At 65.2% G+C, this 21,005-nt stretch carries 20 protein-coding genes and 1 pseudogene; 12 read left to right on the top strand and 9 right to left on the bottom strand.

Features of this window, described 5'->3' with window-relative positions:
• The 10 genes and pseudogenes from LQF09_RS01095 to LQF09_RS01050 all read left to right on the top strand — a co-directional run.
• Entirely contained in the window at positions 1-321 is a 321-nt protein-coding gene (locus tag LQF09_RS01095) for an STAS domain-containing protein (protein ID WP_002925465.1), read from the top strand.
• Positions 322-339: 18 nt separating this feature from the next.
• Positions 340-2,565, top strand: coding sequence for a chemotaxis protein CheA (locus LQF09_RS01090; protein ID WP_270068944.1), 2,226 nt, complete (start codon positions 340-342; stop codon positions 2,563-2,565).
• A gap of 39 nt (positions 2,566-2,604) precedes the next feature.
• Positions 2,605-4,824, top strand: coding sequence for a methyl-accepting chemotaxis protein (locus LQF09_RS01085; protein WP_270068943.1), 2,220 nt, complete (start codon positions 2,605-2,607; stop codon positions 4,822-4,824).
• A 28-nt stretch (positions 4,825-4,852) separates the two neighbouring features.
• Entirely contained in the window at positions 4,853-5,392 is a 540-nt protein-coding gene (locus tag LQF09_RS01080; RefSeq protein ID WP_002934334.1) for a chemotaxis protein CheW, read from the top strand.
• On the top strand, positions 5,392-7,860 hold the full coding sequence (locus tag LQF09_RS01075; RefSeq protein WP_270068942.1) for a methyl-accepting chemotaxis protein: 2,469 nt from the start codon (positions 5,392-5,394) through the stop codon (positions 7,858-7,860). Before LQF09_RS01080 ends, LQF09_RS01075 begins: the two co-directional genes overlap by 1 nt.
• Before the next feature lie 37 nt (positions 7,861-7,897).
• Positions 7,898-8,488: a chemotaxis protein CheD gene (locus LQF09_RS01070; protein WP_002925469.1), complete on the top strand. Its 591-nt coding sequence runs from the start codon at positions 7,898-7,900 to the stop codon at positions 8,486-8,488.
• A gap of 20 nt (positions 8,489-8,508) precedes the next feature.
• Complete coding sequence (locus tag LQF09_RS01065; RefSeq protein ID WP_002925470.1) at positions 8,509-9,372, top strand: CheR family methyltransferase; 864 nt, start codon at positions 8,509-8,511, stop codon at positions 9,370-9,372.
• Positions 9,369-10,433 carry a protein-glutamate methylesterase/protein-glutamine glutaminase gene (locus LQF09_RS01060; RefSeq protein ID WP_270068941.1) on the top strand — a complete coding sequence of 355 codons (1,065 nt, stop codon included), beginning with the start codon at positions 9,369-9,371 and terminating at the stop codon, positions 10,431-10,433. The genes LQF09_RS01065 and LQF09_RS01060 overlap by 4 nt, the downstream gene beginning before the upstream one ends.
• 104 nt (positions 10,434-10,537) lie before the next feature.
• Complete coding sequence (locus LQF09_RS01055; RefSeq protein ID WP_004249240.1) at positions 10,538-11,389, top strand: CheR family methyltransferase; 852 nt, start codon at positions 10,538-10,540, stop codon at positions 11,387-11,389.
• Between the two features lie 23 nt (positions 11,390-11,412).
• Positions 11,413-11,976: pseudogene (locus tag LQF09_RS01050) on the top strand (chemotaxis protein CheB); the annotation flags it as partial.
• Positions 11,977-11,981: 5 nt separating this feature from the next.
• Here LQF09_RS01050 and LQF09_RS01045 read toward each other — a convergent pair.
• A complete protein-coding gene (locus LQF09_RS01045) occupies positions 11,982-13,070 on the bottom strand; it encodes a substrate-binding domain-containing protein (RefSeq protein ID WP_002937638.1) in 1,089 nt (362 codons plus the stop codon).
• Between the two features lie 128 nt (positions 13,071-13,198).
• Here LQF09_RS01045 and LQF09_RS01040 point away from each other — a divergent pair, with 128 nt between their 5' ends.
• Complete coding sequence (locus LQF09_RS01040; RefSeq protein WP_270068940.1) at positions 13,199-14,032, top strand: extracellular solute-binding protein; 834 nt, start codon at positions 13,199-13,201, stop codon at positions 14,030-14,032.
• Between the two features lie 25 nt (positions 14,033-14,057).
• On the opposite strand, the gene LQF09_RS01035 is transcribed toward LQF09_RS01040, so the two are convergent.
• Positions 14,058-14,528 (bottom strand): Lrp/AsnC family transcriptional regulator, encoded by a 471-nt coding sequence (locus LQF09_RS01035; RefSeq protein ID WP_198291753.1) that lies wholly within the window; start codon positions 14,526-14,528, stop codon positions 14,058-14,060.
• Between the two features lie 171 nt (positions 14,529-14,699).
• On the opposite strand from LQF09_RS01035, the gene leuA reads away from it, so the two are divergent.
• A complete protein-coding gene (leuA, locus tag LQF09_RS01030) occupies positions 14,700-16,412 on the top strand; it encodes a 2-isopropylmalate synthase (protein ID WP_270068939.1) in 1,713 nt (570 codons plus the stop codon).
• 48 nt (positions 16,413-16,460) lie between these two features.
• On the opposite strand, the gene LQF09_RS01025 is transcribed toward leuA, so the two are convergent.
• From LQF09_RS01025 to LQF09_RS00995, 7 genes are all read right to left on the bottom strand, one after another.
• Positions 16,461-16,682 (bottom strand): hypothetical protein, encoded by a 222-nt coding sequence (locus tag LQF09_RS01025; protein WP_270068938.1) that lies wholly within the window; start codon positions 16,680-16,682, stop codon positions 16,461-16,463.
• 49 nt (positions 16,683-16,731) lie between these two features.
• Entirely contained in the window at positions 16,732-17,394 is a 663-nt protein-coding gene (locus LQF09_RS01020) for a C39 family peptidase (RefSeq protein ID WP_270068937.1), read from the bottom strand.
• Positions 17,395-17,438: 44 nt separating this feature from the next.
• Positions 17,439-18,020 (bottom strand): hypothetical protein, encoded by a 582-nt coding sequence (locus tag LQF09_RS01015; RefSeq protein ID WP_270068936.1) that lies wholly within the window; start codon positions 18,018-18,020, stop codon positions 17,439-17,441.
• Positions 18,021-18,349: 329 nt separating this feature from the next.
• Positions 18,350-18,760, bottom strand: a complete 411-nt coding sequence (locus tag LQF09_RS01010) for a hypothetical protein (RefSeq protein ID WP_270068935.1) — start codon at positions 18,758-18,760, stop codon at positions 18,350-18,352.
• Positions 18,761-18,916: 156 nt separating this feature from the next.
• A complete protein-coding gene (locus tag LQF09_RS01005; RefSeq protein ID WP_270068934.1) occupies positions 18,917-19,669 on the bottom strand; it encodes a transporter in 753 nt (250 codons plus the stop codon).
• Positions 19,670-19,792: a hypothetical protein gene (locus LQF09_RS01000; RefSeq protein ID WP_270068933.1), complete on the bottom strand. Its 123-nt coding sequence runs from the start codon at positions 19,790-19,792 to the stop codon at positions 19,670-19,672. It abuts the gene before it with no gap.
• 266 nt (positions 19,793-20,058) lie between these two features.
• Positions 20,059-20,940 carry a DUF2059 domain-containing protein gene (locus LQF09_RS00995; RefSeq protein WP_270068932.1) on the bottom strand — a complete coding sequence of 294 codons (882 nt, stop codon included), beginning with the start codon at positions 20,938-20,940 and terminating at the stop codon, positions 20,059-20,061.
• Positions 20,941-21,005 lie beyond the last annotated feature (65 nt).

Below are 21,005 nucleotides of genomic sequence, written 5' to 3'. Positions count from 1 at the left end.
ATGCCTGCGCGCAAGAAAAAGACCGGGGATCGCATCGCCATCGCCGAGGACATGAGCATCTACCACGCTGCAGCACAGAAGCAGCAGCTCATCGACGCACTGCACCACGCAGCCGAGCGCCTTGAGATCGACCTCTCCGGCGTCGCCGAAATCGACACCGCCGGCTTCCAGCTTCTTATGCTGGTCAAGCGCGAGGCACGCCGACTCGGCAAGGAGGCACAGATCATCGCGCACAGCGAGGCAGTACGCGACGTGCTCGATTTCTACAACATGGCAGCCGAGTTCGGCGATCCGCTGCTTATCCCGGCAAACCAGGCCTGATTCCGGACGCGCAGAACCATGGACGAGATCACCACCGTATTCGTCACCGAGAGTCGCGAACAACTCGCAACCCTCGAGTCGGCCCTGCTGCAACTCGAGAACAGCCCCGACGACGACGACACCCTGAACGCGATCTTCCGTAGCGCGCACACCATCAAGGGGGGCGCCGCGGTCATCGAATGCGGTTACATCGTCGCCTTCACCCATGTGGTCGAGAACGTACTCGACAAGTTGCGCAACCGCGAGATCAAGCTCGACTCAGACCTCATCGCGCTGCTGCTGGGCTGCGGCGACCACATCGGCAATCTGCTCGGCGTGCTCGAATCCGCTGCCAGCAGCCCCGACCCCGACCTCGCCGCCGAGGGCGAAGGGCTGCTCGCCCGCCTGCAGCGCGACTGGCTGTCGGAGACGAAGGCCGACTCGAGCTCGGGGCCGCCAAGCGCCATGCCGCCACCGATCGAGAGCAGCGGTGGCGGCATGGTCGAAACCGATTGCTGGCATATTTCGCTGCGCTTCGGCCCCGACGTGCTGAGGAACGGCATGGACCCGCTGTCCTTTCTGCGCTACCTCGGCAGCATCGGGCGCATAGAGCGCCTGGAGACCATCGCCGACGCCATGCCGAACGCGGAGGACATGGATCCCGAGGCCTGCTACCTCGGCTTCGAGATCAGCTTCTCGTCCAATGCCGACAAGGCCGCCATCGAGCGCGTCTTCGACTTCGTGCGTGATGACTGCAGCCTGCACATTCTGCCGCCGCACAGCCGGCTGGACGACTACCTGGCGCACATAAACGCCCTGCCCGAAGACCCGATGCGCCTGGGCGAGATCCTGGTGAAGGTGGGTGCGCTGACCCAGGCCGAACTCGACGAGGGGCTCAGGCTGCAGCACGCGGACGATGGCGAAACCGTGCTGGCCGAGGCTCAGGACGCTCCCGCCGAGCCCCACCCGATCGGCGAGATCCTCGTCGAGCACAAGGTCGTCCAGGCCGAACTGGTCGATGCCGCGGTCGCCAAGCAGAAGCAGGTCGCCGAAAAGAAGGTCGCCGAGGCGCGCCTGATCCGCATCCAGGCCGACAAGCTCGACCGCCTCATCGACCTCGTCGGCGAGCTCGTCATCGCCGGCGCCAGCGTCAGTCTTCTAGCCAGTCGCAGCGGCCTGGGCGAGCTGGTCGAAGCCAACTCCATTACCAGCCGCCTGGTCGAGAGTATTCGTGACGCTGCGCTGCAACTGCGCATGGTGCAGATCGGCGAGACCTTCAACCGCTTCAACCGCGTCGTGCGCGACACCGCACGCGAGATGGGCAAGGACATCGAGCTGGTGATCAGCGGCGGTGAAACCGAGCTCGACAAATCCATGGTCGAGAAGATCGGCGACCCGCTGATGCATCTGGTGCGCAATGCCATGGACCATGGCCTGGAGCAGCCTGCGGCGCGCGAGGCCAAGGGCAAACCGGCGCGCGGCCGGCTCGAACTCAACGCCTTCCACGACTCGGGCAGCATCGTCATCGAGGTAGCAGACGATGGCGCCGGCCTCAACCGCGACCGTATCCTCGCCAAGGCGATCGAGCGCGGACTCGCCCAGCCTGGCCAGGCCCTGTCGGACGCCGAGATCTACAACCTGATCTTCGAGCCCGGCTTTTCCACCGCCGAGAAGGTCACCAACATTTCCGGCCGTGGCGTCGGCATGGACGTCGTCCGCCGCAACATACAGAGCCTGCGCGGCAGCGTCGAGGTCAGCTCCGAGATCGGCAAGGGCTCGCGCTTCGCCATCCGCCTGCCGCTCACGCTGGCGATCATCGACGGCTTCCTCGTCGGCATCGGCGATGCCGCCTACGTCATCCCGCTCGACAGCGTGGTCGAGTGTGTCGAGCTCTCGGTGGATGGCTTCACCCGCGACTACGTCAACCTGCGCGGCGAAGTCCTGCCCCTGGTGCGGCTGCGCCAGATGTTCGACATGGCGGGCGAGGCACCGGCGCGTCAGAACGTGGTCGTCGTACAGTACGCCGGGATCAAGTCCGGCATCGTGGTCGATCAGCTGATGGGCGAATTCCAGACCGTCATCAAGCCGCTCGGCAGCATTTTCCGCCACATCAAGGGGATTGGCGGCTCAACCATCCTCGGCAGCGGCGAGGTCGCACTCATCCTCGACGTGCAGGCATTGGTTCAGCGCTGCGCTTCGAGCGAGGAGCAACGCGCCGGCGGCCACGCCACCACGCGCGCACCCGCCTTGGCAGCCCGCAACTGACGGCGACCTGGCTCGCATCGATTTTTCCTGGAGTACATCATGAAGAACCTGAAGATCGGCATCCGGCTCGGCATCGGCTTCGCCATCGTGCTGCTGCTGCTGGTCGCCATCGCGGCCGTGGGCAGCCTGCGACTGAGCAACCTGCAGGCCGAAATCACCGACATCGTCAGCGACAAGAACGTCAAGCTGTCGACCTCGAACGAGATGATCGCGTCGATCAATCTGATCGGGATGTTGCACCGGAACATGCTGATCATGCGCGGCGAGCAGGACCTGCGCGACTTCGCACAATCAACAAGCGCAGAACGCGCCAAGCTGCTTCAGAACCTGGAAAAGCTCAACGGCATGACGTATGGCGCTGAAGGCGCGCGCTTGCTGGAAGCCATCAAGACCACCCGGCAGGCTTTCATGGGCCTGCAGCAGGAGTTCGAGGGGCTGACCCAGCAGCGTGACTTCGACGCCGCGGCCACGATGTTCTCGGCAACCTATCGCCCAGCCTTCCTCGCCTATCTCGACGCCCTCAACAGGTTCATCGCCTATCAGACCACACTGACCCAGGAAACCGGCCGCAATGCCGAGACGCTCGCCGAGCGTTCCGTTACCGTACTGATCGGGCTGGCGATCGCCGCGCTGCTGGTCGGTATCGGCTTTGCCATCTTCATCACGCGCTCGATTACGCGCCCGGTGGGCGAGGTGAGCGCCGCTGCCGAGCGCATGGCCAGGGGCGACTTCGCCTTCGACCTCCAGTCCGACGCCAAGGACGAGGTGGGTAGCGTGGTGCGTGCAGTGGCCGGCGTCCAGACCAGCGTCAAGCGCATGATCGACGACGCCAGCATGCTGGCCGACGCCGCAATCGCCGGCAAGCTCTCCACCCGCGCCGACGCCAGCCGCCACGAGGGCGATTTCCGCAAGATCGTCGACGGCGTCAATGCCACGCTCGACGCCGTCATCGGGCCGCTCAACGTGGCCGCCGACTACGTCGACCAGATTGCCAAGGGCGCCATCCCCGCCCGCATCACCGACAGCTACAACGGTGACTTCAACACCATCAAGAACAACCTCAACACCGCCATCGACGCGGTCAATGCGCTCGTCACCGACGCCAACATGCTCGCCCAGGCCGCCGTCGAGGGCCGCCTGTCCACCCGCGCCGACGCCAGCCGTCACCACGGCGACTACGCCCGCATCGTCCAGGGCGTCAACGCCACCCTGGATGCGGTCATCGCCCCCATCGACGAGGTCAAGCGCGTCATGGTCGCACTCTCCGGGGGCGACCTCACCCAGAAGATCACCGACAACTACGCCGGCGACTTCCAGGTGCTGCAGAACGCGGTCAACGAGTCCATGGACAAGCTCGCCGAGATCATCGAGCAGGTCCGTGGCGCGGCCGATGCGCTCACCAACGCCGCAGGCCAGGTCTCGGCCACCGCTCAGAGCCTGTCCCAGTCCTCCTCCGAGCAGGCCGCCAGCGTCGAGGAAACCTCGGCTTCGATCGAGCAGATGAGCGCCTCGATCAACCAGAACTCGGAAAACGCCAAGATCACCGACGCCATGGCCACCAAGGCCGCCTCCGAAGCCGGCGAGGGCGGCCAGGCCGTCAAATCCACGGTCGAGGCGATGAAGAACATCGCCGGCAAGATCGGCATCATCGATGACATCGCCTACCAGACCAACCTGCTCGCGCTCAACGCCGCCATCGAAGCGGCCCGTGCCGGCGAGCACGGCAAGGGCTTTGCGGTGGTCGCCGCCGAGGTCAGAAAGCTCGCCGAGCGCAGCCAGGTCGCCGCCCAGGAGATCGGCCAGCTCGCCGGCAACTCGGTGCACCTGGCCGAGCGCGCGGGTACGCTGCTCGACGAGATCGTGCCCTCGATCAACAAGACCTCCGACCTCGTGCAGGAGATCGCCTCGGCCAGCCAGGAGCAGACCGCCGGCGTCGGCCAGATCAACAACGCCATGGGCCAGCTCAACAAGGCCACCCAGCAGAACGCCTCGGCCTCCGAAGAGCTCGCCGCCACCGCTGAGGAGCTCGGCGGGCAGGCCGGACAGCTGCAGGAGCTGATGGGCTTCTTCAGCGTCGGCAGCGACGACGCGACATCCAGGCGCAGCCCCGCACGCAAGCCAGCGGCGGCAGTGAGTCCTCCGTCCCCGGCGCCGACGGCAAGCGATAGCGCACCGCGCCGCAACACGGCGCGCACCAACAGCCGGCTGAAGATCGGCAAGTCAGTCAGCTTCAGCGAAAGCGATTTCGAGAAATTCTGAGCACACGCCACGCAGCAGGAGCCAGGCCATGAGCCAGAGCCTTACACAAACCAGACAGAAGATGCCTGCGATCGCCGATGCGGGACCGCAGCAATACCTCACCTTCAGCCTCGGCGGCGAGGTGTTCGCGCTCGGGATCCTGAACGTCAAGGAGATCATCGAGTTCGGCAACATCACGGAAATTCCGATGATGCCGGCCTTCATCCGCGGCGTGATCAACCTGCGCGGCGCGGTTGTGCCGGTGATCGACCTGTCTGCTCGCTTCGGCGGCGAGACCTCTGCCGTCTCCCGCCGCACCTGCATCGTCATCGTCGAGCTGGGCGACGGTGACGACCGCCAGGACCTCGGGGTGATCGTGGACGCTGTCAACGAAGTGCTGGAGATTCCACGCGGCGATATCGAACCACCGCCGAGCTTTGGCGCAAAGATCAGGGCCGACTTCATCCAGGGCATGGGCAAAGTGGATAACCGATTCGTCATCATCCTCAATGTCGATCGCGTGCTCTCGACCGAGGAGATCACGATGCTCGCCAGCATGGGCGGCGACAGCGCCAAGGAAGAGGGCTGATGCCCATCCCCGGGAAGACCATGATGACTACGCAATCCTACGGCTGGCGCTCGATCCGGCTACGTCTTTTCCTCCTCTTTGCAATCGTGATCGCAGCGGTGCTGTTCTATGCGCTCACCGATGTCGCCCGCCAATGGCAGGCTCAGAACGCCATGCAGCGCGGCGCCCAGTACAGCCAGCTGTCGGTGCAGATCAACAACCTGGTGCACGAACTCCAGAAGGAGCGCGGGCTGTCGGCGGGCTTCATCGGTTCGCGCGGCGGCCGCTTCCAGGCCGAACTCGCCGCTCAGCATCAGGACTCGAATACGGCGCGCAACGCACTGGATGCCTGGCTGGCAAGCGCCGATCGAAACCTGCTGGGCAGCGACATCGTCACCGCAGTGGAGTCCGCGCAAGGCCGCCTCGCTGCGCTGCAGGATACCCGTGGGCGCGTCACGAGCCTGTCGCTGCCGGGCCCCGAGTCATTCAGCTATTACACCGGAACGATCGAACACCTGGTGGCGGTGATCGACATCGCCGCCTCCTCGGCCGAGGAGGTCGAGTTGTCGCGCGGCATGAACGCTTACCTGATGTTCGTGCTCGCCAAGGAGCAAGCCGGACGCGAACGTGCATCGATCAACGGGCTGTTCGCCGCCAACACTGCCGCCGATGTTGCCCTGCATCGGCGCATCATCACCATCCTGACCGCGCAGGACACCTATCTTTCGAACTTCCGCTCGATGGCACCGCAGAGCTGGATCGACGGCCTGCAATCGGCACTCGACAGCGAGGCGGGGCGCGAAACCGCGCGCATGCGCCAGATCGCGCTCGATCGCATGAACATCGGCGAGTTCGGCGTCGAGCCCGCCACCTGGTTCGCCACGATCACGCGCAAGATCGACCTGCTGAAGGTCGAGGAAGATCGTATCGCGTCCACGCTGCTCGACCGCGCCCAGGCGCTGCGCGCCGACTCATCGTCGCAACTGGCGCTGTCGGTCGCGATGACGGTGGCCGTCCTGGTCGCCGCCATCCTGTTCGGGCTGCAGGTGACCGGCCTGTTGCGCGGCCTGCGTGGCAACGCCGAAGCGGCCCATCGCATCGCGCAAGGCCAGCTCGACGAGAAGGTCACGGTGCGCAACCACAACGAACTCGGCGAGATCGAAGGCGCGCTGGCCGAGGTGCAGTCAAACCTGCACGCGATGATGGACGACACCGCGATGCTCTCTGCCGCCGCCGTCGAGGGCCGCCTCGCCACGCGGGCCGACGCCGATCGCCACCCTGGCGACTACGCCCGCATCGTGCAAGGCGTCAATGCCACGCTCGACGCCGTCATCGGGCCGCTCAACGTGGCCGCCGACTACGTCGACCAGATTGCCAAGGGCGCCATCCCTGCCCGCATCACCGACAGCTACAACGGTGACTTCAACACCATCAAGAACAACCTCAACACCGCCATCGACGCGGTCAATGCGCTCGTCACCGACGCCAACATGCTCGCCCAGGCCGCCGTCGAGGGCCGCCTGTCCACCCGCGCCGACGCCAGCCGTCACCACGGCGACTACGCCCGCATCGTCCAGGGCGTCAACGCCACCCTGGATGCGGTCATCGCCCCCATCGACGAGGTCAAGCGCGTCATGGTCGCGCTCTCCGGGGGCGACCTCACCCAGAAGATCACCGACAACTACGCCGGCGACTTCCAGGTGCTGCAGAACGCGGTCAACGAGTCCATGGACAAGCTCGCCGAGATCATCGAGCAGGTCCGTGGCGCGGCCGATGCGCTCACCAACGCCGCAGGCCAGGTCTCGGCCACCGCTCAGAGCCTGTCCCAGTCCTCCTCCGAGCAGGCCGCCAGCGTCGAGGAAACCTCGGCTTCGATCGAGCAGATGAGCGCCTCGATCAACCAGAACTCGGAAAACGCCAAGATCACCGACGCCATGGCCACCAAGGCCGCCTCCGAAGCCGGCGAGGGCGGCCAGGCCGTCAAATCCACGGTCGAGGCGATGAAGAACATCGCCGGCAAGATCGGCATCATCGATGACATCGCCTACCAGACCAACCTGCTCGCGCTCAACGCCGCCATCGAAGCGGCCCGTGCCGGCGAGCACGGCAAGGGCTTTGCGGTGGTCGCCGCCGAGGTCAGAAAGCTCGCCGAGCGCAGCCAGGTCGCCGCCCAGGAGATCGGCCAGCTCGCCGGCAACTCGGTGCACCTGGCCGAGCGCGCGGGTACGCTGCTCGACGAGATCGTGCCCTCGATCAACAAGACCTCCGACCTCGTGCAGGAGATCGCCTCGGCCAGCCAGGAGCAGACCGCCGGCGTCGGCCAGATCAACAACGCCATGGGCCAGCTCAACAAGGCCACCCAGCAGAACGCCTCGGCCTCCGAAGAGCTCGCCGCCACCGCCGAGGAGCTCGGCGGGCAGGCCGGACAGCTGCAGGAGCTGATGGACTTCTTCACGGTGGTCAGCGCACACCGCGGTCGGGCGCGTTGAGGCTGGCACGACTGCAGGCTGCCGAGGACAGTCCCGCATGATCGACTGGCACAACATGTCGCCGCAGGAAATCGAGCGCCGGGCGAGGAACATTGCGCCGGGCGAGTGGGCGGTCGAAATGCAGAAACCGATCTCCACCCTGCTCGGCTCCTGCGTTGCCGTGTGCATGTACGACCCGGCTGTCGGGGTCGGTGGCATGAACCATTTCATGCTGCCGAACATGCGCAAGCGAGAGGGGACGGTCGACGTGGATTCGCTGCTGTCCGGAGACTACGCGATGGAGGTGTTGCTCAACGGCATCCTCGGCCGCGGCGGCGCTCGCCATCGCATCAAGGCGAAGGCGTTTGGCGGCGGTACGATCATCAGCGGCATCGCCGCTTCGGGCATCGGCAAGCGCAATGCCGACTTCGCGCGCGAATGGCTCGATCGCGAAGGCATCGAGCTGATCGCCTCGGACTTCCTCGGCGCTTGCTCACGCAAGCTGCTCTTCGTGCCGGCGACAGGTGATGCATACTGCCGGCGCATGACCACCACAATGGCCACGGCCCAGGAAGTCGCCAAGGCCGAGCAGGCCTATGCCGAATCACTGCGACGTCCACCGCCCAAGTCCAATGTCGAACTGTTCTGAGCTCGGGACTCCACCCGTACATGGATAACCAAAGCCTGACCGACCAGGAATTCAGCCTGTTCCAGAAGCTGATCTACCGCCTTGCCGGCATCAACATGGCCGACAGCAAGAAGGCGCTGGTGGCCGGCCGCCTGTCACGACGCCTGCGCCACTACGGCCTCGACAGTTTCGGTGCCTATTACACGCTCGTCACCAGCGGCGACGCCCTCGACGAACGCCAGTTGATGGTCGACCTGCTGACCACCAACGAGACCTACTTCTTTCGCGAGGCGGCGCACTTCGACTTCCTGCAGGACTTCGCCGCCAGCCGGCGCGGCCGCCCGCTCAGGGTCTGGAGCGGTGCGTCGTCGAGCGGCGAGGAGCCCTATACCATTGCCATGGTGCTGGCCGAAACCCTGGGCATGTCAGCCCCCTGGGAGGTGATCGCCTCGGACATCAGCCTGACCGTGCTCGAACGCGCCGCAGCCGGGCTCTATCCGCTCGAACGCGGTCGCGGCATTCCTCCCGAGCTGATGAAGAAGTACTGCCTGAAGGGCGTTCGCAGCCAGGACGGAAACTTTCTCGTCATGTCCACGCTACGCGAGCGGGTGACGTTCCGCCATCTCAACCTGCTCGAACCTCACCACCGCGACCTCGGCCAGTTCGACGTCATCTTCCTGCGCAACGTAATGATTTACTTCGACAACGACACCAAGCGCAAGGTCATCGCCAACATGCTCCCCCACCTGCGCGAGGACGGTGTCTTCATCGTCGGCCACTCGGAGACGCTGACCGGGATCACCGACCAGCTCGGCGCCCTGAGGCCGACGCTGTACTGCCGCGCGGGTGCCCGCGCCCAGTTCGAGCGCTACCGCAGCGCAACGCGAAGCGGGCACGGACGATGAACAGCCGGATCAAGGTCATCATCGTCGATGACTCGGCGGTGGTGCGCCAGACCGTGCGCCAGGCCCTCGAGCGTGACAGCGGCATCGAGGTGATCGCGGCAGCCTCCGACCCCTTGTTTGCCATGGGCCACATGCAGCGCCAGTGGCCGGACGTGATCGTGCTCGACATCGAGATGCCACGCATGGACGGCCTGACCTTCCTGAAGAAGATCATGACCGAGCGCCCCACACCGGTGGTGATCTGCTCCTCGCTCGCAGAGAATGGCGCTGCCGCAACCATGCAGGCCCTGGCGGCCGGCGCGGCGGCGATCATCACGAAACCCAAAATGGGCGTGAAGCAGTTTCTCGAAGGCAGCGCCAACGACGTGGTACAGGCGGTGAAGGCCGCCGCACGGGCCAACGCGAGCCGGCTCGCGCCGCGTACCGTGGCGCCCAAACTGAGCGTCGACGCCATGATCGGCGCTGGCCTGGGAAGCGGCTCGAGCATGGTGCGTACCACCGAACGCGTCATCGCCATCGGCACATCCACCGGCGGTACGCAGGCGCTCGAAGCCGTGCTGACCCGCCTGCCGGCGGTATGCCCGGGCATCGTCATCGTCCAGCACATGCCCGAGCGCTTCACCGCGATGTTCGCCGAACGCCTCGACAGCCTGTGTGCGCTGGAGGTGCGCGAAGCGTGCCACGGCGACCGCGTCATGCCCGGACGCGCGCTGATCGCCCCCGGCGGCAAGCACATGATGCTCGCCCGCAGCGGCGCACAGTACACCGTCGAAGTGGTCGATGGCCCGCTGATCAATCGCCATCGGCCCTCTGTCGATGTGCTGTTCCGCTCGTGCGCCAGATTCGCCGGTCGCAACGCGGTCGGCGTGATCATGACCGGCATGGGCGACGACGGCGCACGTGGCCTCAAGGAGATGCACGATGCCGGCGCCCACACCATCGCCGAGGACGAATCCAGCTGCGTCGTCTTCGGCATGCCGCGCGAGGCGATCAAGCTCGGCGGTGTGGACCAGGTGCTGCCGCTCGACCTCGTTCCCGAAGCGATCATGAAGGCGGGTTGAAAGGTCGCAGCGCACACGAGGCGCCGACGCGGCATCCATGCGGCAATGCTGATGCATACTATCGGCGGCGGATCCCCACCCATGTTCAGCACAGGCGCTCGACAATGCACAGCACCGGCCTCACCGACCAGGAGTTCAAGCTTTTCCAGACGCTCATCTACAGCCTGGCGGGCATCAGCATGGCCGACAGCAAGAAGCAGCTGGTTGCGGGTCGCCTGTCGCGCCGACTGCGTCACTACGGCCTGGACACCTTCGACGCCTATTACCGGCTGGTCACCCGTCCGGACCAGTCCGTCGAGCGCCAGTTGATGGTGGACCTGCTGACCACCAACGAAACCTACTTCTTCCGCGAAGCCGCGCATTTCGGCGTGCTCGCCGAGCTTGCGGCCAGCCGTCGTGGGCGAAGCTTCCGGGTCTGGAGTGGAGCCTCGTCCACCGGCGAAGAGCCCTACACCATCGCCATGGTGCTGGCCGAGACCCTGGGCATGTCGGGCAACTGGAAGGTCATGGCCTCGGACATCAGCCTGACCGTACTCGAGCGCGCACGCGCCGGCGTATACCCGCTCGATCGCGGACGCGGCATTCCACCGGCGCTGCTCAAGAAGTACTGCACGCAGAGCGGACAGGGGCTCGATGCCAGCCTCGAGGTCGTGCCCCAGTTGCGTACCCGCGTGGAGTTCCGCCAGATCAACCTGATCGCCCCTGGCCATGCCGCAATGGGCAAGTTCGACATGATCTTCCTGCGCAACGTCATGATCTACTTCGATCAGGACACCAAGCGCAAAGTCATCGGCAACCTGCTCCCGCACCTTGCGGACGACGGCATCTTCATCGTCGGGCACTCCGAAACCCTCAGCGGCATCACCACCGAGCTGACGTCCCTGCGCCCGACCCTGTACACCAGGCCCGGCGCACGAGAACAGCTCGCACAGTTCACCAACAACGCCCGCCGATGAAGCTCGACCGCCTCCCTCGCAGCGGCGAACGCATCATCGCCATCGGTACGTCCACCGGCGGTACCCAGGCACTCGAAACAGTGCTCACGCGACTACCGGCCAACTGTCCCGGTATCGTGATCGTGCAACACATGCCCGAGCGCTTCACCGCGATGTTCGCAGCGCGTCTGGACAGCCTGTGCGCACTCGAGGTGCGTGAAGCGCGCAACGGCGACATGGTCCAGCCCGGGCGGGCATTGGTCGCCCCCGGCGGCAGGCACATGCTGCTCGCGCGCAGCGGCAGCCATTACTCGGTGCAGGTGGTGGATGGCCCCCTCGTCAGCCGCCATCGCCCGTCGGTGGATGCCCTGTTCAACTCCTGCGCCAAGGTCGCCGGTCGCAACGCGGTCGGCGTGATCATGACCGGCATGGGCGACGACGGCGCACGTGGCCTCAAGGAGATGCACGATGCCGGCGCCCACACCATCGCCGAGGACGAATCCACCTGCGTCGTGTTCGGCATGCCGCGCGAGGCGATCAAGCTCGGCGGCGTAGACCAGGTGCTGCCGCTGGAGCGCATACCGGACGCAATCCTGAAAGCTGTTTGAGTGCCTCACTTTCGTCTGGGGAAACGCCACCAGGGCAACACACGGCTCATCGAAAGCACCTCACCGCTATTCGAGGGTTGGTAGCCGGGGAGGCTCACCAGCCGACGCTGCCACGCGCTCGAACCGAGCAGTGCGAGAAGCGCACGGACTGCGGATTGATCCAGGGTGGACTTCAGGCAGGCGAGGAAGTATGTCTCCTCCACCAAGGGTATGAAGTCCAGCCCCCGGTCACGAGCACTTGCCTCAATCCCGAAACCGGCATCGGCCTCACCGCTTGCCACGGCCTGGGCAACCGCGGCGTGCGAAGGCTCGTCCACATCGTAGCCTCGGATCGAGAAAGGGCTCACCCCGAGCTCCCCCAGAAGCTCGTCGAATACGACACGCGTACCCGTACCGCGAGCCCGGTTGACGAAACGCACGCCTGGCCGCGGAAGATCACGCAGCCCGCATAGGGCGAGCGGATTACCCGGCGCCACGATCAAGCCCTGGCTGCGGCGCGCAAAACCGATGAGCTTATGAAGCCCGGGGCGCAACAGAGGCTTGTAGGTGTGGCGGGAGAGCGAGTCGGGCGCTGCGGGCTGGCGGACATGGAAGCCTGCCATCGTGCAACGGCCTTCGTTGAGCGCTCGGATGGCGTCGACGCTGCCCGTGAAGCGTATGTCCAAGTGCAGACGGCCAGAACGCGCCTCCTCGGCCAGGGCCGCAAGCCCTTGATCGTAGCTTGCGTGCAAGCTCAATACATGCGCCGACTCATCGAAAGCGATCGCAAAGGCGCGCTCCAGATCTCCACGCAGAGCTTCGATCTGCGGCAAAAGCCTCGCCTGCACCTGGCGTTCTGCCATAAGCAGCTTGGCCGCAAACGCGGTAAGCCGCGCCGCCTGTCCCTTCTCCCAAAGGATCAGCGGCTGACCAAGCTCGGCCTCCCAGCGCTTGAGTTCGCCCCAGACATGACGGTAGGACAAGCCAAGCGCGCGTGCTGCAGCCGAGATCGAGCCCTGCACACTGACCGCCTGCAGCAGGTCCAGCAAGGGGTTGCGCACCAAGGCGGGTGCCGCCGCCGGGCCGAGGGTGTAGTTGAGGCTGATCCTATGCATAGCCGTTCATATTGATGAGCTTAGGTTAGGCCAATAGATTGCGCCAAGCTGGTCGCTGAAGCCAATCCTGCCGATCACTCCAATTTGCCTACAACACGGTTGCCCGATAGCCGACGGAGACGATACCCATGCGCACCTCACTGCTTTCCCTCGCCAGCAAGCACGTCGCAAGCCTCGTTGCGGCCACCACCATCGCACTGTTACCGCTCGTCGCCCAGGCGCAAGCCACCTCGATCGTGATTGCATCCACCACCTCGACCGAGCAGTCGGGCCTGTTCGGCCACATCCTGCCCCAGTTCAAGCAGGCAACCGGCATCGACGTGAAGGTGGTCGCGCTGGGTACCGGACAGGCGCTGGATGTGGGCCGCCGCGGCGACGCCGACGTGGTGTTCGTGCATGACGCTGCGGCCGAGCAGAAATTCGTCGACGAGGGCCACGGCGTAGCGCACCGCCAGGTGATGTACAACGATTTCGTGCTGGTCGGCCCCAAGGGCGACCCGGCAAGCGCGGCAGGCAATGACATCGCCGCTGCGCTGCAGAAGCTCGCCGCCGCCGGAGCCCCTTTCGTGTCGCGCGGTGACAAGAGCGGCACCCACGCGGCCGAACTGCGCTACTGGAAAGCCGCCGGCCTGGAGGACAAGGGCAGTGGCTACAAGGAATGCGGCTGCGGCATGGGGCCAGCGCTCAACATGGCGGCATCGAGCGGCGCCTATGTCCTCACCGACCGCGGCACCTGGCTCAGCTTCAAGAACCGCGCCGACCTCGCAGTCCTGGTCGAGGGCGACACCCGGCTGTTCAACCAGTACGGCGTGATGGTCGTCAATCCGGCGCGCCACCCGCACGTCAAGGAAGCCGAAGCGCGCAGCTTCGTCGACTGGGTCGTGTCGCCCTCCGGTCAGGAAGCGATCGCCTCGTACAGGATCGCTGGCGAGCAGCTCTTCTTCCCCAACGCCGGGCAGTAAGCGAACGCCGGCAAGTAAGCAACGATCAGGCGCTGCCCAGCGGCAGCGCCGTCTTGTCGATCACCCGCCGCAGCACGAAGCTCGAATGCACCCCGGTGACACCGGGAATGCGGGTAATGCGGTTCAGCAGCAGTTCCTGGTAGCCGTCCATATCGGTGACGACGACCTTCAGCTGGTAGTCGGCATCCTGACCGGTAATGAGCAGGCACTCGAGCACCTGCGGAATGTTCTCGACCTCGGCCTCGAAATGCGAGAAGCGCTCGGGCGTGTGGCGGTCCATCGAGATGTGGATCAGCGCCATCAGCGACAGGCCGAGCTTCTTTGCATCGAGCAGCGCGCGGTAGCCGATCACCAGGCCGGACTCCTCCAGCGCGCGCAATCGCCGCAGGCAGGCCGAAGGTGACAACGCGATACGGTCGGCGAGCTCCTGGTTGCTGATTCGACCATCCTGCTGCAACAGATCCAGAAGCTGGCGGTCATAGCGGTCAAGCTGCATGATCAGGCGCCTCATTGTTCATGAATCGCAGATTGTTGCACCAAACTTCCGTTTCGTGAACTTTTCTGCCGGCAAACACCGAATCGCACTGCAACAACGCAATCGTCTGCCGCAGCTCGGCGCGTAAACTCTCCTCCATCGAATCACGCCACGCCCCCCGAGGACCGCGCCATGATGTTGCAGAACCCCGCCGCCAAGTACCGCCCCTTCGCCCCGATCGCACTCGCCGACCGCCAATGGCCGAACAAGGTCATCGACCGTGCGCCGATCTGGATGAGCACCGACCTGCGCGACGGCAACCAGGCGCTGTTCGAGCCCATGAACGTCGAGCGCAAGATGCGCATGTTCCGCACCGTGTGCGATATCGGCTTCAAGGAGATCGAGGTCGGCTTCCCGTCCGCCTCGCAGACTGACTTCGACTTCGTACGCACCCTCATCGAGGGCGGCCACATCCCGGCGGACGTCACCATCCAGGTGCTCACCCAGGCGCGCGAGGACCTCATCCGCCGCACCATGGCGTCGGTACGCGGTGCGCCGCGGGCGATCATCCACGTCTATAACGCCACCTCGCCCACCTTCCGCGAAGTCGTGTTCAACATGGATAAGCCCCAGGTGGTTGCGCTCGCGGTGTCGGCCGTGCGCTTGATCAAGCAGATCGGCGCGCAGATGAGGGCCGAGTGCGGCACCGAGATCCGCCTCGAGTACAGCCCGGAGACCTTCTCCGCCACCGAGCTCGACTTCGCCAAGGAAGTCTGCGACGCCGTCACCGCCGAATGGGGCGCAACGCCGGACAACAAGGTCATCATCAACCTCCCCGCCACGGTCGAGGTCGCCACGCCCAACGTCTACGCCGACCAGGTCGAGTGGATGCATCGCCAGCTCGAGCGCCGCGACAGCATCGTGCTCTCGCTCCACCCGCACAACGACCGCGGCAGCGGCATCGCCGCCGCCGAACTCGGCATGATGGCCGGCGCCGACCGCGTCGAGGGTTGCCTGTTCGGCAACGGCGAGCGCACCGGCAACGTCGATATCGTCACCCTCGCGCTCAACATGTACACCCAGGGCGTCGCGCCCGGGCTCGATTTCTCCGACATCAACGCGGTTGCACGCACCGTCGAGTACTGCAACCAGTTGCCCATCCACCCACGCCACCCCTATGTGGGGGATCTCGTATTCACGGCCTTCTCCGGCTCCCACCAGGACGCCATCAAGAAGGGATTCGCCGCCCACAAGGCGGACACCCCGTGGAACGTACCCTACCTCCCGATCGACCCCGCCGACGTCGGCCGCAGCTACGACTCCGTGATCCGGGTGAATAGCCAGTCCGGCAAAGGCGGCATCGCCTACCTGCTCGAGACCGAGTACGGCATCGTCATGCCGCGTCGGCTGCAGGTGGAATTCTCGCGCGAGGTCCAGCAGGTCACCGACGCCAGCGGCGGCGAAATGTCGGCGTCGGCAATCTGGAACCTCTTCCGCAGCACTTACCTCGACACCGTCGCGCCGGTTCGCTACGTCGAGCACCATCTGTTCGAGCACGGCGAGGCGCAGGGCATCCGCCTGGTGGTGGAGATCGGCGGCACCCGACACCTGCTCGTCGGCGAGGGCAACGGCCCGATCGACGCCGCCATCCACGCCTTGCGCGGCGCCGGCATCGACGTCCAGGTGCGCAGCTTCGAGGAGCGCTCGATCACCCCCAGCGAGGACGGCGGCAACGCCCAGGCCTGCGCCTTCCTCGAGCTCACCGAGGCCGGCGGACAAGGCGGCGACCGCTACGGCGTGGGCGTAGACGGCAACATCGTCACCGCCTCGATCCGCGCCATCATCAGCGGCATCAATCGCCTACAGCCGGCGCACGCAGAAGCACCGGCAGAAAAGGCGGCCTGAGGCGAGCGGCGGGCGACGCGCGGTCAAGGCGATCAGCATCATCGCCACCTAGCGGTCGCGCGCTTCATGTCCGGGCAGGCCCATGTGCTCGCGCCTGATAGCCTCGATCCGCGCGGCGATCCCATCAGCGGATGCATCACGCACAAGCAGACGGAAGATCTCCGGCACATAGTCGTCGTACTCCGTCTGTGCGCCAGGCTCGGAGTCGATACTGAGCGGATCCCACACCGTGTGCAGGATCTGGCTGACCCGCTTTGCCAACACACCCATGGGCGGGTAGCCAACCCCGGCATCATCTCAGTCCCTCTGACTGCCACGGTTACGGCTGCACGCGAAACGCGAGCTGCGCCGTTGCATTGGCGCTCTGGCGGCGTGGCGCTCGGGTGAAGAAATCGTTGGGCGGTACGCCGTCCGAATCGACGGGCAGCACCGCCAGAAACTTTCCCGCCAATCCATCGTCCGCGTCTTCGCGCGTCTGCCACATCGCCAGAAACTGAGCGCGGCTATAGGTGCGATTGCCCAGCGACGGATCGGCCAACCACACCGTGTCGCCGCTGATGCCGCGCAAAACGGCGAAATGGTCGTCCTTGCGGTGCTTCACATACACGACGACGGGCATCCTGAGCCGTGAAAGCTGCTCCCAGCTCGCAGCAAAGCCCTGCGCCCGAAACCCGAACTCCGGCAAGGCGCGCGCCATATCGTCGAAGCTGGCCCGGCCATCGCCCTTGTCCATGGCCTTGAGCAAGGCTTCCTCAGTGACGTTCTGGCCGTAAAAACTGTTGAGCAAGGTTGCCAGGGACGCCGCGCCGCAAGAGTAGTCCAAGTCCTGCTTGACGATGCGCGCGTCGCGGCGCGTCTTCCAGCTTTGCACCGGGACGATGCGATGGACGGAGTGGGTGACGAGCAGGACGCCTTCGGCACGCTGGGGCGGACCTGCGTCCGCCGTGCCGAGAGTATCCGCCAACACCATGGTGCTGATCATGGGCAGCGCAGCGATGGCGATGAGGCGCCTGTGCAAGGGTCGCATCAACCCATGCCCGCCGGCCCTGCGCCCGGAGGCGGCAGCGGGACAACCCCGAGCATGGCCAGCACGATGCCGAGCACCGCGAACACGACCATAGAGGCCAGCATGGCCGGGATCAGCCCGAGGACGATGCCGCCGATGCTGTAGCCCAGGCTCGCCTTGGGAATGGCGCCCGACAGCGCATTGGCCCCAACCCACACCGAATACAGCCACAGCGGAAAGGTGAATAGCGGGGCGACCCCGAGCGCCGACAAGCCCGCACCCAGGGCATCGGCCACCAGCCACGACGCTGCCACCAGGTTGAACAGATCGCCCTGGCCGTCCCAGCGGCCACCGCGCCTCATCCACCAGCGCAGCACGCCGACGATGATCAGAAACGCCACCCAGGTTGTGAGAAGGCCCATGCCCACGGCCAGCCACAACGGCGGTACGGGCATGTCGGGTGGCGCGGCGCGCAAGCTCGGATCGAGGCCGATCAGCAGGCCGATGAGCGTGATGGCCAGTCCCGATTGCCAACGCGGAAAATCGAGGCGCGATAAGGGAAGTTTGCGTAGAAGGAAGAAGGAGAGGGAAGTATTTAGCATTCCGATGCTGACCAATTCAGTGCTTCCGCTTGTAGCGGAATAGACGAGTATGGGTGCTCCAAGGCAAAACAATCCGAGCAGCACAATGACTACCGGATTCGCCACTTCTTCCGTGCGAGGGTCAAGCAGCCCAAACCCCGCGAGCATCCCCCACGCGCCTAATCCGAGACATAAGGCCAACACTAGTTTTCGGCGACTAGCGACGTGCCACGACCAATACATCAGGGAAAAAGCAGTCACCCGGACAAACATCTCGAGCACAAGCCACTCTCCAGAACACGACGGACTTCACCATTGCATGGCGAAGTCCGTGGGAGTTGATTAGTGCGTCACCGCCAACGCTGCACGTGAGTGGAGTACATGCTACCGCCGACCCCAACACCCCAACCGCTGATCCGCCCTAGAGCACCACCCAGCGCTCCACTTCCGACGGCAACGGCAAGGCCGGAAAAGTTGCGGCTCGGGTTGTTGTACCAATAGGTTGCGCCACCCCCGATGCCGCCGAGAATAGGCATCCACCAGACCGCTCCCTCTGTCTCCCTCATCTCCTGCTGCGACAGCGCCGCCAGCTGCATCGGCTGCCCTGCCTGCTCGAACATCGCATCGATGTCCGTCTGGCTGAACGCCGCGATCGGTTGCGCGGCTTGCAGGTTCTGCACCTGCACCTCGCTGGCGTTTGCCTGTGCCGACAGCATGCCCACCATGGCCAGCGCCACCGCTGCGTGTTTGAACTGCTTCATATAGACTCCTTCGTGTCACGAAGTACAACAACTAGCCTCGAAACAGACTCCCGAGGCACCCATTGACGGTGTTTGCGGCACCGGCAATTTGTCCCGGGCGGCTTGCCGCCCGACTTTCTCGCGCTACCTTCGCACTCCTGCACGCCGCGCCAGCGATCAGAACGTGTACAGCCAGTTCGCCCGCAGTTCCGTACCGCTGCGCCCCGAGGCGTTGACCTTGAACGTGGTGTTGAGCGTGTTGCCGCGGGCAACGCCATAACCGACCCCCAGCAGCAGATCGGTAGCCGTGCGGTCGATGCCCTGGCGCTGGCCGTCGAAGCGGTCTGCCTGGCGGCGCGTCCATTGCACGCCGGTGGTCAGCGTCACGCGGTCGTTCACCGCAAAACCCACCGAGGGGTTGAGCAGCAGCAGGTCGCCGGGCCGGTAGTCCTGCGCGCCGTCGCGGCGGCTCTGGTTGAAGCGGTAGGCGGCGGTCAAGGAGAACACGATCGGGTCGATGGCCGTGTAGGTGGTGACGCCCAGCATGGCCGACTTGAAGCTGGCGCTGCTGTGGCGATGTTTCTCGCGCAGGGCGATCTCCCCGAAACCGAGCACGGCAGGGCCGTCGTCATCCTGCTTGAACTGGTAGTTGACGCCCGCCCAGGCATCGGCGAAACCCGCTTCGCTGCTCGATGTCGTGCCGCCCACACCGCTGCTGCGGTGGCTCGACGACAGGCTGCTCATGCGGGCATAGACCTCGGCCTTGGCCGTCAGGCCATAGCGCAGGCCGAAGGTGGCGACCAGGGTGTCGCTGTTGCCGATGCGCTCGCCCACGAGCGTAGGCACGGCTACGAACGAGGTGGGCCCGGTCTGGACGATGATCGGCTCACCCGTCGACACGCCACTGCGGTCCATGTTGGCGTAGGCCAACTAAAGATCGAGCTTGACCTTGCCTTTGTCGGTGATGAGGTCTTCCACGGTGAGCGGCAGGTCGGCCCAAACCGCGGGGGAAACGGCCAGAAGCAGGCCGGCAAGGCGACAGCGAACAATCATGATGACAAACCATTCCATTGGCGTTTTTATCTTAAATGGATTACATCAATTAGGGCAAATGAATGTAAATTGCAATAACGCAGATGAGCCGTTCACGGCCACAGCGCCTGTTCCGACTGCATGAAGGCGAGCCGTACGACTCTCTCGTCGGCGTACTGCTGCGCGGCGGCCAGCATCCGGCCATCGACGTCACACGGCTCGCAGGGGGTTTCGATCACCCGGATGGCGCTGCAACTGCAATCAATCCGGCCCCGGGCGTCATCCTCTCAAACGGGTCGTTGCCCCAGCCGCCGCCCGGCGGCCTCTCCGACCGCCTCGGACAGGGCCGCCAGGGTCTGGTAGAAGCGGGTGCCGAATTCGATATACAGTGCCCGACCAGCCGGACTGTTCGCCCTTTTCAGCAGCTGTCCGAGTTCCTCCGTATCGAACTCCTGGTACGCGGCGGCAGAGTGAACGAGCAGCATCTGAGCCATCTGTGCCCGCATCGCAAAACGCTGTGCATTCATGTGGCTCTGCACCTCGTCGAAGCTGGGTCTCGCCGTGCCCTGCGGCAGGGTCGAGATCAAACCCCACTCGAGCGCCAACTGGCTTTGCAGCGCCATGTTGGTGGCCTGCTCCACCGCATCGGTGGCCTGCAGCCAGGACTGCAGCAGTGCCATCCGGCTGGCATCCTGGCTGAGCGTCTCCATGATCTGCGGCGCCCGCTCCATCATCTCGCGCTGGAAGGCCGGCGAGGCCGCGTGCTCGTCGGCGGCGGTCAGCTTCCTGCCCAGCGGCGTCGCATAGAAGCCCAGCCAATCGGCCAGCTGCTCTGCGCTCAGGCTGGCTTGCAGGTGGGCGGTGACCGCCTGCTGCAAGCCCTCGAAGCCAAACACCTCGTCGGCCGCAGCCTTGAGCGCAGCCTCGACCTCGGGAGGCACCGCCGCCCCCTGAGCCCTGGCCTGGTCGAGCCCCTGCCTGAAATAGGTGGGCAGCTCCCGCACCATCCGCTCGATGCTGGTCACCTTCAACAGCCGCCGCCAGTCGGTGGCGGCTGCATCGGCCTGGACGCCCTGCATGCCGTCCTGCTGCGCAAACACATGCGCCCCCGGTGCAAGCAAGCTCAACGCGAGCAGCCCTGCCCCCAGGAATCGAAACCGTTTGAACATGATCACTCCTTATCAATGAAACACTCAGGCAGCATCAGGACCGCCAAGTCCGGCCAGCCAGGTTC

It is taken from the genome of Thauera sp. WB-2, assembly GCF_027594845.1.
Taxonomy (GTDB): Bacteria; Pseudomonadota; Gammaproteobacteria; order Burkholderiales; family Rhodocyclaceae; genus Thauera; species Thauera mechernichensis.
The sequence above is the reverse complement of the archived record's forward strand: the minus strand, read 5'-3'. Positions and strand labels throughout refer to the sequence as shown.